Origin of the sequence: Micromonospora sp. WMMD723 (assembly GCF_049863385.1) — a bacterium.
Classification (GTDB): Bacteria; Actinomycetota; Actinomycetes; order Mycobacteriales; family Micromonosporaceae; genus Micromonospora; species Micromonospora wenchangensis.
On sequence record NZ_JBMKNR010000001.1, the window covers coordinates 720,692 to 733,973 of the forward strand.

A 13,282-nucleotide genomic window follows, 5' to 3' on the forward strand; every position below is an offset into this window, starting at 1 on the left:
GAGAGGGGATGGGCGTGGGGAAAGTCTGCCCGACCCGGTATTCCCTACCCGTAACGGGGTGGTCACGTCATCCGCCGGCCGGGTCGACGGGGGACGGCACGGGGCCGGCGCCGCCGCCCGGGGCGGGGTCAGGATCAGGCGAGGTCGAGCGAGCGGGCGGCGGTGAGGGCGTCGTTGGCGATGGTGATCGGGGCGGGCGCGGTGGAGATCGCCCACTCCGGGTCCTTCAGGCCGTGACCGGTGACCGTGCAGACCACCGTCGCCCCGGCCGGCACCCGACCCTCGGCCCCCTGCTGGAGCAGACCCGCCACGCTGGCCGCGCTGCCCAGCTCGACGAAGACCCCCACCTCCCGGGCCAGCAGCCGGTACGCCGCCAGGATCTCCCGGTCGGTCACCGCGGCGATCAGGCCCTGCGAGGCGTCCCGGGCGTCGAGCGCCTTGGTCCAGCTCGCCGGGTTGCCGATCCGGATGGCGGTGGCGATCGTCGACGGCTCCGGCACCACCTGGCCGCTGACGATCGGGGCCGCCCCGGCGGCCTGGAAGCCGTACATCTTCGGGGCGCGGGTGGCGTTGCCGTCCCGCAGGTCCTCCGAGTAGCCCATCCAGTAGGCGGAGATGTTGCCGGCGTTGCCGACCGGCAGGCAGTGGATGTCGGGGGCGTCACCGAGCGCCTCGACGATCTCGAAGGCGGCCGTCTTCTGGCCGTGCAGCCGGTCCGGGTTGACCGAGTTGACCAGGGCCACCGGGAAGTCCTGGGCGAGCTTGGAGGCCAGCGCCAGGCAGTCGTCGAAGTTGCCCTGCACCTGGAGCAGCTTGGCCCCGTGCACCAGCGCCTGGGCCAGCTTGCCCAGCGCGATCTTGCCCTGCGGCACCAGCACCGCGCAGGTGATCCCGGCGCGGGCCGCGTACGCGGCGGCGGAGGCGCTGGTGTTGCCGGTGGAGGCGCAGATGATCGCCTTGTCGCCGGCCTCGACGGCCTTGGAGACGGCGACGGTCATCCCGCGGTCCTTGAACGAGCCGGTCGGGTTGGCCCCCTCGACCTTGAGATAGACGTCCGCGCCGAGCCGGGCCGAGAGCGCCGGCGCGGGCAGCAGCGGGGTGTTCCCCTCGTGCAGGGTGACCACGGGCGTGGCGTCGGTGACCGGCAGCCGGTCCCGGTACGTCTCGATCAGGCCCCGCCACATGTCGCTCTCCTCGCCTCTGCCGCCCCGGCCGTGCCGGGGCCCCTGCCAGCCTGGACCAGCCTCGTCGACCGGGCCCCGGCACACCCGTCGATAACCATCAGGCGAGACGCCGGGTCATGCCCCGCCCTCGACCCGCAGCACGCTCGCCACCGACCGGACGATGTCCAGCCCGCGCAGCTCCCCCACCGTCGCGGCGAGCGCGGCGTCCGGGGCGACGTGGGTGACGATGACCAGGTCGGCGTCCTCGCCACGGCCGGCCGGACCGCCGCCGGCCGGCCCCTGCCGGACGGTGGCGATGGACACGTCGTGCCTGGCGAACACCCCGGCCACCGCCTGGAGCACCCCCGGCCGGTCGACCACGTCGAGGCTGATGTGGTAGCGGGTCAACGCCTCGCCCATCGGCCGGACCGCCAGGTCGGCGTAGGCGGACTCGCTGGCCGCGTGGGCACCGGCGAGCCGGTTACGGGACACCGCGACCACGTCGCCGAGGACCGCGCTGGCCGTCGGCGCGCCACCGGCCCCCCGACCGTAGAACATCAGCTGCCCGGCCGCCTCGGCCTCGACGAAGACCGCGTTGAACGCGTCGCCGACGCTGGCCAGCGGGTGGGTCAGCGGGATCATCGCGGGGTGCACCCGGACGCTGACCGTCTCCCGACCGGCGGCGTCGGTGCCCCGGGCGGCGATGCAGAGCAGCTTGATGGTGCAGCCCATCGCCTTGGCGCTGGCCATGTCGGCGACGGTGACCTCGGTGATGCCCTCGCGGTGCACGTCGGCGGCGGTGACCCGGGTGTGGAACGCGAGCGAGGCCAGGATGGCGGCCTTCGCGGCGGCGTCGAAGCCCTCCACGTCGGCGGTCGGGTCGGCCTCGGCGTACCCCAGCTCGGTCGCCTCGTCCAGCGCCTCGGCGAAGCCGGCGCCGGTGGCGTCCATCGCGGAGAGGATGAAGTTGGTGGTGCCGTTGACGATGCCGGTGACCCGGTTGATCCGGTCGCCGTGCAGCGACTCGCGCAGCGGGCGTAGCAGCGGGATCGCCCCGGCGACGGACGCCTCGTAGTAGAGGTCGGCCCCGCCCTCGGCCGCCGCGTCGTGCAGTGACGCGCCGTCCTCGGCGAGCAGCGCCTTGTTGGCGGTGACCACGCTCTTGCCGGCGCGCAGCGCCTCCACCAGCCAGCTCCGCGCCGGCTCGATGCCACCGACCACCTCGACGACGACGTCCACGTCGTCGCGTTTGATCAGGCCGAGCGGGTCGGTGGTGAACAGCGCCGGGTCGACGGGGAGGTCACCCCGATCCCGGCCGAGCCGGCGCACGGCGATACCGGCGATCTCCAGCGGAGCGCCGATCCGGGCGGCCAGGTCGGCGGCCTGCTCGTGCAGCAGCCGGACCACCTCGCTACCGACCGTTCCGCAGCCGAGCAGGGCCAAGCGCACAGGTGACGTCATCCCACATCCAAAGCGAGCAGGTCTTCTTCGGTCTCCCGCCGTACGATCAGCCGGGCTCGGCCGTCACGCACCGCTACCACCGGGGGGCGGGGCACATGGTTGTAGTTGCTGGCCATGCTCCGGCAGTACGCCCCCGTGCCGGGGACCGCAACAAGATCTCCGGGCCGCACGTCGGCGGGCAGGAATTCATCCTTCACCACGATGTCCCCGGACTCACAGTGCTTTCCCACCACGCGGGCCAGCAGTGGCTCGGCCGTCGACGCCCGGCCGGCGAGGGTCGCCGAGTACGACGCGTCGTACAGGGCGGTCCGGATGTTGTCGCTCATCCCGCCGTCCACGCTGACGTATGTGCGCAGCCCGTCGACGTCCTTGACGGTGCCGACCTCGTAGAGGGTGAACACGGCGGGGCCGACGATGGCCCGGCCCGGCTCGATCGACAGGTGCGGGACGGCCAGGTTCTCCGCCGCGCACTCCGAGTCGACGATCTTGCGGAGCCGCTTGGCCAGCTCCGCCGGGGTCGACGGGTCGTCCTGCGTGGTGTACGCGATGCCGAAGCCGCCGCCCAGGTCCAGCTCGGGCAGCTCCACCCCCCGGGCGTCGCGGATCTGCGCCTGCAGGGCCAGCACCCGGCGGGCGGAGACCTCGAAGCCGCTGGTGTCGAAGATCTGCGAACCGATGTGCGAGTGCAGCCCGCGCAGGTCCAGCACGCCCTCGTCGATGACCGTGAAGGCCGCCGCGGCGGCGGCCCCGCCGGCCAGCGAGAAACCGAACTTCTGGTCCTCGTGGGCGGTGGCGATGAACTCGTGGGTGTGCGCCTCCACCCCGACGGTGACCCGGATCAGCACGCCGGGACGCACCCCGCGTTCCCGGGCCAGCGCGGTGAGCCGGTCGATCTCGGTGAACGAGTCGAGGATGATCCGACCCACCCCGGCGTCCAGCGCCCGGGTCAGCTCGGCGACGGACTTGTTGTTGCCGTGGAAGCCGATCCGCTCCGGCGGCATCCCGGCCGACAGCGCGGTGGCCAGCTCGCCGCCGGAGCAGACGTCCAGGTACAGGCCCTCCTCGGCGATCATCCGGACCACCGCCCGGCAGAGGAACGCCTTGCCGGCGTAGTAGACGTCCACGTCGGGGAAGGCGTCCCGGAAGTCCCGGGCGCGCGAGCGCAGGTCGTCCTCGTCGAGGACGTACGCCGGGGTGCCGTACCCGGCGGCCAGCTCGCGGACGTCGAGACCCGCGACGGTCAGCGCGCCGTCAGCGCCGCGCTCGACCTGGCGCGGCCAGAGCTGCGGCACCAGGGCGTTGACGTCGGCCGGCGGACGCAGCCAGGCCGGCCCCCGGTGGCCGATGTCGCCGTGCAGGGCACCGGCTTCGTGGGCACGCATCAGGGCTACATCCTCTCCGGGGCGGAGACGCCGAGCAGGCGCAGGCCGTTGGCGATCACCGTACGGGTGGCGTCGTTGAGCCAGAGCCGGGCCCGGTGCAGGTCGGTGACCTCCTCGTCACCGCGCGGCAGGATCCGGCAGTTGTCGTAGAACCGGTGGTACGCCCCGGCGAGGTCCTCCAGGTAGCGGGCCACCCGGTGCGGCTCGCGCAGCTCGGCGGCGGCGGCGACCACGGCGGGGAACTCGGCGAGCGCCTTGAGCAGCTCGTTCTCCTTGTCGTGGTCGAGCAGCTCGGGACGGAACCCGGCCCCGTCGCCCCGGCTCAGGCCGACCTCGGCGGCGTTACGGCCGACGCTCGCCGTCCGGGCGGCGACGTACTGCACGTAGTAGACCGGGTTGTCCCGGGTGGCCCGGGTCCACAGCTCGACGTCGATGTCGATGGGCGAGTCGCTGGAGTAGCGGGCCAGCGCGTAGCGGGAGGCGTCCACCCCGATCGCGTCGACCAGGTCCTCCAGGGTGACCACGGTGCCGGCGCGCTTGCTCATCCGCAGCGGCACGCCGTCGCGGACCAGATTGACCAGCTGGCCGATGAGGATCTCCAGGTTGACCGCCGGGTCGTCGCCGAAGCAGGCGGACATCGCCTTCATCCGCCCGATATAGCCGTGGTGGTCGGCGCCCAGCATGATCACGACCCGCTCGAAGCCGCGTTCCCGCTTGTCCAGGTAGTAGGCGCAGTCGGCGGCGAAGTACGTCCACTCGCCGTTGGACTTGCGCAGCACCCGGTCCTTGTCGTCGCCGAAGTCGGTGGTGCGCAGCCAGGTCGCCCCGTCGGCCTCGTACAGGTGGCCCTGCGCGCGCAGCCGGTCCAGGGCGAGGTCCAGCTCACCCCGGTCGTGCAGGTCCTTCTCGTTGAAGTAGGTGTCGAACTCCACCCCGAAGCCGCGCAGCGAGGACCTGATCTCGGCGAACATCAGCGTGACGCCCTCGACCCGGAACACCTCCTGGGCCTCGCCGTCGGGCAGGTCGAGCACGTCCGGCCGGACCGCCCTGACCTGCTCGGCGATCTCGGCGATGTACGCCCCGCCGTAGCCGTCCTCGGGGGCCGGCTCGCCCTTCGCGGCGCACAGCAGCGACCGGGCGAACCGGTCGATCTGCGACCCGGCGTCGTTGAAGTAGTACTCGGTGCCGACGTCGGCGCCGGTGGCCCGCAGCAGCCGGCTGAGCGCGTCGCCGACCGCCGCCCAGCGGACCCCGCCGATGTGCACCGGGCCGGTCGGGTTCGCCGAGACGAACTCCAGGTTGATCCGCTGGCCGGCGAGCCGGTCGCTGCGGCCGTACTCCTCGCCGGCCTCGACGATCACCCGGGCGAGCTGGCCGGCGGCGGCGGCGTCGAGCCGGATGTTGAGGAACCCGGGGCCGGCGATCTCCACCGACTTGATCCCGGCCGCCCGGCCGAGCTGGTCGGCCAGCGCGGCGGCCAACTCCCGGGGCGGGACGCCCACCTTCTTGCTGAGCTGCAGCGCCAGCGTCGAGGCGTAGTCGCCGTGGTCGGGATTGCGCGGTCGCTCCACCGCCGTGTGCGCCGGGAGCGCGGCGGGGTCGAGCCCACGCTCGGTGAAAACGGCGTGGGCTGCGGAGAGGACGACCTCGGCCAGTTCTGCGGGAGTCACCGAACCATGTTATCGGGGGTAGACTCGGGCACTCGGCGGCGACCCTGAGCGTCACCCGGCCCGCCAGATCCCCTGACCGACCGACCTGACGAGGCACGATGAGCATCAGCACCCCGGGCGGCCCGCAGCGCCGTCCGACCGTGGTCAGCACCGGTAAGAAGCCGGCGGCCGGCCGGCCCGCGGCCGACGCCAAGCCCGGGGGCGGCAAGTCCGCGGGCGCGCCCCGGCAGACCTCGGGCGGTAAGGGCCCCCGCAAGCCGATCACGCCGGTGAAGGTGAGCCAGGGCCGGTCCTGGGGCCCGATCGCCCTGTTCGTCGCCGTGGGCGTGCTCGCCGTCTCGATCATCGGCTACGGCGCGTACGCGGCCTTCCAGGGTTCCAAGTCGTGGGAGCAGCGGGCCGCCGACATCGACGGCATCGTCGACTTCCGGGACAAGGACCCCAAGCTCGTCCAGGGTGGCCAGCACCAGCAGGGCGCGATCAAGTACGACGTGCTCCCGCCGGTGGCCGGCCCGCACAACCCGGCCTGGCAGAACTGCATGGGTGACGTCTACGACGCCCCGATCGCCAACGAGCACGCGGTGCACAGCCTGGAGCACGGCACGGTGTGGATCACCTACCGCCCCGACCTGCCGGCCGACCAGGTCAGCAAGCTCCGCGGCAAGGTGCAGGGCGTCGAGAAGGCCATGCTCAGCCCGTTCGAGGGGCTGGACAAGCCGATCTCGCTCCAGGCGTGGGGCTACCAGCTCAAGGTCGACAACGCCGACGACAGCCGGATCGACGAGTTCATCAAGACCCTGCGGGTGAACGCCTCGGTCGAGGGCCCGAACGCCAACTGCGGTCAGGGCATCACGGCCACCGGCACCGCCCCGCGCGACAACCTCCCGCAGCAACAGCAGCAGCCCACCCAGTGAGGACGTGGCGATGACCGCTCCCGCGACGACCGACACGCCGCCCGTCGAGCCCCCGGTCACCTCCGCAGGTGACCGGCGGCCCGCCGGCCGTTACGGCGTGCTCGCGCTGGCCGCCGCCGTCGTGGTCGGCCTCCTGCTCGGGTACGCCGGCGGACTGCTCACCCCGACGCTGACCCGGCCGGGGGACAGCTCGGCGGAGGCCGGCTTCGCCCGGGACATGAGCACCCACCACGCCCAGGCGGTCGAGATGGGGCTGATCGCCTTCGACCGGGGCACCGACCCCGAGGTGCGGCAGATCGGCGGCGACATCGCCACCGGCCAGCAGGGCGAGATCGGCACCATGCAGACCTGGCTGCGGTCGTGGGGGCTCGACCCGACCGGCAGCGAGCCCCGGATGGCCTGGATGCCCGACGGGGCCACGGTCGAGAACGGCCTGATGCCGGGTATGGCGACGCCGGAGGAGATGGCCAAGCTGCGGGTCGCCCAGGGGCGCGAGCTGGACGTCCTCTTCCTCCAGATGATGATCAAGCATCACCTCGGCGGCATCCACATGATCCAGGGCATCCTCGACGCCGGCAGCGACGACGACGTCCGCAAGGTCGCCCAGACCATGAAGAACACCCAGCAGACCGACCTGACCAACCTGCAGAACGCGTTGAAGCGCCTGGGCGGCTGACCCGCCCGACCTCCCGGGAGGCCCGCGTACCGCTCCGGCGGACGCGGGCCTCCCCGCGTTCACCGACCCAATGACGGGTTATGGGTGATTTGCATCTTTGGCGAGCTGCGCACCTTTGACGCTCTACGAGAGGTTTCTACCTACATATCGTGACCAGTTGCGATTAGTACTCGTTGCGTAGGACGTGGGGGTTGCACTCAGAGACGCGCGGCGCTCGGTCACCAGCTGGTGCCGACGCCACACCATCGGCGGTGACGGAGCGGTGGCAGCCGCCCGTCGCGGACACCGGCAGGGCGAGTCGGGAGCGCTCAGCCGGCAACAGGAACTCGAACTGATCGACGTACTGCGTGGCGTCCACCCCGACACGTTCGGGCTGGACGAGGAACTCTGGACACGCCAGAGCCTCGCCGCGCTGATCCAGCGCCGCTTCGACCTCACCATGGACACCGGCACCGTCGGGGCGTACCTGCGGGCCTGGGGGCTGGGTCCCCGGGAACCGCGCGAGCGGGCCTGCGGGCTCTGCGTCGGCGCGGTCGAACGCTGGGTACGCGGCGAGTACCCGGCCATCACCCGGGCCGCCCAGGAACACGACGCGGAGGTCTACTGGATCGGCCGGGTACGCCTGCGCGGCACCATGCCCGCCGCCGAGGTGATCTCGGCGGTGTCCTCCCGGGGCCGGGTGCGGTTCATGGTCACCACACCGAGCGTGGACCCGCCGCTGCCCCGCGACTTCGTGCTCCGGCTCAGCGGCGCCGACCAGCACCCGGTGCACCTGATCGTGGACGGCTCCTGGCCCCGCAACGAGTGGCCCCGCCGGCTGCCCCGGCGCATCGTCCTGCACCCGCTGCCGAGCTGCGGACGCACCCTGGCCGCCGCCTGACCACCCCGAACATCGGCCACCGCCACCGGCCTCGGTCCGCCCGACTGGTGGCGGTGGCGGTCCGCCCGGCCGGTGGCCGATCCGCCCGGCCGGTGGCCGATCCGCCCGGCCGGTGGCCGATCCGCCCGGCCCGGCCGCCGGTGACGCTCCGCCGCCGACGGCCGTCGCGGTCGACACCGGCCCGCCCTCATGATCACGCAGGTCAGCGTGATGCGCCGAGGGGTGCCGGGTGGCGATTCGGTGATCCCGGAGGGGGTTTGCTACTCTTCTCAGGTCGCTGAGCCCCCGTAGCTCAGGGGATAGAGCACCGCCCTCCGGAGGCGGGGGCGCAGGTTCGAATCCTGCCGGGGGCACCACGGACGACCAGCACGAGAAGGCCGCTGAACAGGGGAAACCCGATCAGCGGCCTTCGTCGTGTGTCCGGCCATCACCGGCCCGTGGCGGGTGTCCGTGCCACTGCGGTGATCGACCCGATGTCGCCCCCGTGGCGCTGTCACGGCTCGACGATGCCGCCACACCGGCCCACGAGAGTCGATCACCGCCGGGCTGGGCGGGCACCCACGGTGACCCGGTCGCCGCCGGGCGGGACAGGCGTCCCCGGGAGTCGATGCCGGGCAGACGCCCGGCCGGCCACCGCCCATCCCGGGCAGGCGGCGGGTCAGGGGGTTTCGCGGCGGGCCCTGGCGCGGCGTTTCCCCTCGTGCATCGCCTGCACCCGGGGCACCGGGATGGTCCGCCCCTCGGCCACCAGGTCGGCGGGGAGGCGCTGCGGCGCGGGCATCGCCCCGGCCCACGGGTCCCGGTCGCCGAGCATCGCCGGGACGGTCCGCACGGTGAAGTCGGCCGGGGTGACCCGGTCGAGGTCGTCCCAGGCTACCGGGAAGGAGACCGGCAGCCCGGGGCGCATCCGGGGGCTGTACGCGGCGACCACCGTCGCCCCGCCGGCCCGGGTGGGGTCGACGAAGACCCGGCCGCCCCGGTCCTCGCGGATGAAGGCGGTGGTCGCCACCTGCGGGTCGAGACGCTCGGTGTGCACGGCGAGCGCCCGGGTCGCGGCGGCCACCTCCTCGGCGGTGGTGTCCGGGTGCACCGGTACGAAGACGTGCAGCCCCTTGGCCCCGCTGGTCTTCACCGCGCCGGCCAGCCCGACGTCGGCCAGCGCCCGGCGGACCGCCCCGGCGACCCGGGCCACCGCCGGGAAGGCGTCCCCCTCGGGCGGGTCGAGGTCGAGCACGAGGTGGGTGGGCTGCTCGGGGCGGGTCGCGGTGACCAGCGCCGGGTGGTATTCGATCGCCCGCTGGTTGGCGAACCAGAGCAGGGTGCGCCGGTCGTCGCAGAGCGCGTAGGACACCTGGCGGTGCGAGGTCTCGGCCCAGATCGCGGTGCGGCGTACCCAGTCGGGGGTGTATTTGGGCAGGTTCTTCTGCATGAACGGCTCCTGCCCGCGCAGCAGCCGGACCACCGACAGCGGCCGGTCGCGCAGGCCGGGCAGGATGCGCCCGTGTACGGCGTCGAGGTAGTCGACCAGGTCCCGCTTGGTCAGGTCACTGCCGGCGAGCAGCGGCTGGCCCAGGTTGGTCAGGCCCACCCCGTCCCGCGTCTCCTCCGCCCCACCCATCCGCCCACCCTCCCGGCCGTGCCGGCCCGGCGCAACCCCGACACGGTCGACGGCCGGTCCCGGCGTCGGGGTGTCCGTCTGTGACCATGACACCGGCGGAAGGAGAGCCCTCGTGTCCCGGGAACACAGCGACGGCCGACAGCACGGCGGGGACCAGGACGGCGACGGGTGTGCCGGTGGCGGGCGGGACGGCGACTGCACCCTGCGGGAGGCGCTGGACCGGGTGGGCGGTAAGTGGGCGATCGGCATCCTGCTGGCCGCCTCCCCCGGCCCGGTCCGCTTCTCGGAGCTGACCCGGCAGGTCGAGGGGATCAGCCGCCGGATGCTCACGTTGACCCTGCGCAACCTGGAACGGGACGGCCTGTTGCACCGCCTGGTGCATCCGGGCGTGCCGCCGAGGGTCGAGTACCGGGCCACCCCGATGGCGTTGGAGCTGTACGAGCCGTTGCGGGCGCTGACCGCCTGGGCGGACCGGCACCGGACGGCGATCAGCGAGGCGCGGGCGGCGTACGACCGGGAGCACGGCCGGGGGTGAGCGACGCCGCGCTGTGGCGAACGCCACCGACTTGCTCTGACCGATCGGTCAGTGTCTGACCGATCGGTCAGGCATGCTGGAACGCATGATCCGGCGCACCCCCCGCACGCACGGCGAGATCCTCGCCGCAGCGGCCCGGCGGTTCGCGGTCACCGGCTACAAGGGCACCTCGTTGCAGGACATCGCCCGCGAGGTGGGCTGTTCCAAGGCGGCGGTGCTCTACCACTTCGCCAGCAAGGAGGCCCTGCTCGCCGAGCTGATGGCAGGACCGATCGCGGTTCTCTGCGAGCTGGACGAGCGGATCTCGGCGCTGACCGGCGCGGCGGCGCAACGCGTGGCGGCGGAGGGTTTCGTCGACCTCGCGGTGCGGTTCCGGGGTGAGATCGCGCTGCTGCGCGGGGAGTTCCCGGAACTGCTCGCCCAACCGGCCTTCGCCCACATCCAGCGGATCTCCGAGCGGCTGATCGAGGCGATGACCGGCCCCGACGGTGGGCAGGACGCGCGGGTCGCCGCGCTGGTGCTGCTCGCCGGCATCGCCGAGGGGTGCGGCGCGTTCGCCGACATCTCCGACGAGGAACTGCGTCCCGCCCTGCTGGCCGTCGCCCAGCGGGTGCTCGTCACCCCCGCACCGCCGCCACCACGGCCACCTCTCGACCACCAACACCAGGATTGAGGACAAGGATCTGATGGCGACCCTGCTGTACCGGCTAGGCCGGGCATCGTTGCGCCGCCGGCGACTCGTCGTCGCCGTCTGGCTCGTCGTACTCGTCGGCCTCGGCATCGCCGCCGCCACCCTGAAGGGCCCGACGGCCAGCAACTTCACCATGCCCGGCACCGAGTCGCAGCAGGCGTTGGACCTGCTCGCCGAGCGGTTCCCGGCAGCCAGCGGCGCCACCGGCACCATCGCGGTGAAGGCACCCGCCGACGGCCAGTTGACCACCCCCGACGGGCAGGCCGTGGTGAAGGGGGTCGTCCAGGAGGCGGCCACCCTGCCCGGCGTCATCGGCGCGGTCGACCCGTACCAGTCCCAGGCGATCACCCCCAACGGCCGCTACGCGCTGATCCAGGTGCAGTTCGCCACCGGCGCGGACGACGTCACCGACGACCAGCGGGCGGCGTACGAGAAGGTCGGCGCGCAGGCCGAGGCCCAGGGGTGGCAGATCGCCCCCGGCGGTGAGGTGCTCAACGCGGAGCCGGAGGTCGGCTCGACCGAGGCGCTGGGTGTGCTCGTCGCCGCGATCGTCCTGATCATCACGTTCGGCTCGCTGGTCGCGGCCGGGATGACCATGCTGAACGCGCTGATCGGCGTCGGGGTCGGCATGGCCGGCCTGTTCGCGCTCAGCAGCGTGGTCGAACTGACCAGCACCGCACCCATCCTGGCCCTGATGCTCGGCCTGGCGGTCGGCATCGACTACTCGCTGTTCATCACCTCGCGGCACCGGCAGCACCTGCTCGAAGGGCTCACCCCGGAGGAGGCGGTCGGCCGGGCCGTCGGCACCGCCGGTTCCGCCGTGCTCTTCGCCGGCGCCACCGTGGTCATCGCGCTCGCCGGCCTCGCCGTGGTCGGCATCCCGTTCCTCACCGTGATGGGTCTGGCCGCCGCCGGCACGGTCAGCGTGGCGGTGCTGGTGGCGATCACCCTCGCCCCGGCGCTGCTCGGGTTCGCCGGCCGCCGGGTGCTGCCCCGCAAGCTACGCAACGTCACCCCGGTGACCGAGGCCACCGACGCCGTGGACGCCGTGCCGGCCGCCGAGGACCGCTCCGGTTTCGGGTTCCGCTGGGCGCAGTGGGTGACCCGGCTGCGCATCCCGGTGATCCTGGTCGGCCTGCTCGGTCTCGGGCTGCTCGCCCTGCCGGCGCAGGACATGCGGATCGCGCTGCCGGACGCCAGCACCGCCCCGGTGGGCAGCCCGGCCCGCACCAGCGCCGACCTGATCCGGGAGGGCTTCGGTCCGGGCTTCACCGGCCGGCTCGCCGTGGTGGTCACCTCGGACTCCCCGCAGGACACCGCCACCGCCGTGCCGCAGGTCGCCGCGCTGGTCCAGCGTACGGACGGGGTGTTGGCGGTGGCCCCGCCGCAGCTCGACCCCTCCGGCCGGACGGCGCTGATCGGGGTGATCCCGAAGAGCGGGCCGACCGACGCAGCCACCGAGACGCTGGTGCACGACATCCGGGACCGGGTGGGCTCGATCGGCAACGCCGAGGTGCTGCTGACCGGCGTCACCGCGATCGGCATCGACGTGTCCGAGAAGCTGTCCGACGCGATGCCGGTCTACCTGCTGCTCGTGGTGGGGCTGTCGATCCTGCTGCTGATGCTGGTCTTCCGGTCGATCCTGGTGCCGGTGAAGGCCGCGCTGGGCTTCCTGCTCACGGTGGCCGCCACCTTCGGCATCACCGTCGCGGTGTTCCAGCAGGGTCACCTCGCCAGCCTGGTCGGCCTGGACAGCCCGGCCCCGCTGATCAGCTTCCTGCCGATCCTGCTGATCGGCATCCTGTTCGGCCTGGCCATGGACTACGAGGTCTTCCTGGTCTCCCGGATGCGGGAGGACTTCGTGCACGGCGACACGGCCCGGCAGGCCACCATCAACGGGATGGGGCACGGGGCACGGGTGGTCACCGCCGCCGCGCTGATCATGATGTCGGTCTTCGGCGGCTTCGTCTTCCTCGACGACCCGGTGATCAAGTCGATGGGCTTCGCGCTCGCCGTCGGTGTCGCCATCGACGCCTTCGTGGTCCGGATGACCATCGTCCCCGCCGTGATGTCCCTGCTGAACGCCAGGGCGTGGTGGCTCCCCCGCTGGCTCGACCGGGCCCTGCCCAACGTCGACATCGAGGGCGAAGGCCTCCGCGCCCACCTCGACAAACACCCGGTCAACGCCTGACCCTGCCGATCATGGAGTTGTGGTGCCGGACGGAACGGGAGGAAAACCCCCGGACCGGGCACCACAACTCCATGATCCACGGAGGAGTCGCGGGGGGACGG

At 72.9% G+C, this 13,282-nt stretch carries 11 protein-coding genes and 1 tRNA gene; 7 read left to right on the top strand and 5 right to left on the bottom strand.

The annotated features are described in order from the left end of the window. Nucleotides 1-134: 134 nt before the first annotated feature. The 4 genes from thrC to argS all read right to left on the bottom strand — a co-directional run bounded on the left by thrC (nt 135) and on the right by argS (nt 5,676). The gene (gene thrC / locus ACN261_RS03270; protein ID WP_145921470.1) at nt 135-1,184 is read right to left on the bottom strand and encodes a threonine synthase; all 1,050 of its coding nucleotides are present in this window, start codon (nt 1,182-1,184) and stop codon (nt 135-137) included. Between the two features lie 114 nt (nt 1,185-1,298). Next, nucleotides 1,299-2,612, bottom strand: a complete 1,314-nt coding sequence (locus tag ACN261_RS03275) for a homoserine dehydrogenase (protein ID WP_204926961.1) — start codon at nt 2,610-2,612, stop codon at nt 1,299-1,301. A gap of 8 nt (nt 2,613-2,620) precedes the next feature. Continuing rightward, nucleotides 2,621-4,006 (bottom strand): diaminopimelate decarboxylase, encoded by a 1,386-nt coding sequence (gene lysA / locus ACN261_RS03280; protein WP_425848335.1) that lies wholly within the window; start codon nt 4,004-4,006, stop codon nt 2,621-2,623. A 5-nt stretch (nt 4,007-4,011) separates the two neighbouring features. Next, on the bottom strand, nt 4,012-5,676 hold the full coding sequence (gene argS, locus ACN261_RS03285) for an arginine--tRNA ligase (protein WP_421483889.1): 1,665 nt from the start codon (nt 5,674-5,676) through the stop codon (nt 4,012-4,014). 98 nt (nt 5,677-5,774) lie between these two features. Here argS and ACN261_RS03290 point away from each other — a divergent pair, with 98 nt between their 5' ends. From ACN261_RS03290 to ACN261_RS03305, 4 genes are all read left to right on the top strand, one after another. Continuing rightward, nucleotides 5,775-6,590 (top strand): DUF3105 domain-containing protein, encoded by an 816-nt coding sequence (locus tag ACN261_RS03290; RefSeq protein WP_421483890.1) that lies wholly within the window; start codon nt 5,775-5,777, stop codon nt 6,588-6,590. 10 nt (nt 6,591-6,600) lie between these two features. Beyond that, nucleotides 6,601-7,266: a DUF305 domain-containing protein gene (locus ACN261_RS03295; RefSeq protein WP_425848338.1), complete on the top strand. Its 666-nt coding sequence runs from the start codon at nt 6,601-6,603 to the stop codon at nt 7,264-7,266. Between the two features lie 184 nt (nt 7,267-7,450). Beyond that, a complete protein-coding gene (locus ACN261_RS03300) occupies nt 7,451-8,146 on the top strand; it encodes a winged helix-turn-helix domain-containing protein (protein WP_421483892.1) in 696 nt (231 codons plus the stop codon). 281 nt (nt 8,147-8,427) lie between these two features. Next, a tRNA-Arg gene (locus ACN261_RS03305) sits at nt 8,428-8,502 on the top strand. A gap of 302 nt (nt 8,503-8,804) precedes the next feature. Here ACN261_RS03305 and ligD read toward each other — a convergent pair. Further along, on the bottom strand, nt 8,805-9,764 hold the full coding sequence (ligD, locus tag ACN261_RS03310; RefSeq protein WP_425848341.1) for a non-homologous end-joining DNA ligase: 960 nt from the start codon (nt 9,762-9,764) through the stop codon (nt 8,805-8,807). Nucleotides 9,765-9,966: 202 nt separating this feature from the next. Here ligD and ACN261_RS03315 point away from each other — a divergent pair, with 202 nt between their 5' ends. The 3 genes from ACN261_RS03315 (at nt 9,967) to ACN261_RS03325 (ending at nt 13,181) form a co-directional block, all read left to right on the top strand. Further along, entirely contained in the window at nt 9,967-10,299 is a 333-nt protein-coding gene (locus tag ACN261_RS03315) for a winged helix-turn-helix transcriptional regulator (RefSeq protein WP_421486911.1), read from the top strand. A gap of 85 nt (nt 10,300-10,384) precedes the next feature. After that, complete coding sequence (locus ACN261_RS03320; RefSeq protein WP_421483894.1) at nt 10,385-10,972, top strand: TetR/AcrR family transcriptional regulator; 588 nt, start codon at nt 10,385-10,387, stop codon at nt 10,970-10,972. A gap of 13 nt (nt 10,973-10,985) precedes the next feature. Beyond that, nucleotides 10,986-13,181 (top strand): MMPL family transporter, encoded by a 2,196-nt coding sequence (locus ACN261_RS03325; protein ID WP_425848343.1) that lies wholly within the window; start codon nt 10,986-10,988, stop codon nt 13,179-13,181. Nucleotides 13,182-13,282 lie beyond the last annotated feature (101 nt).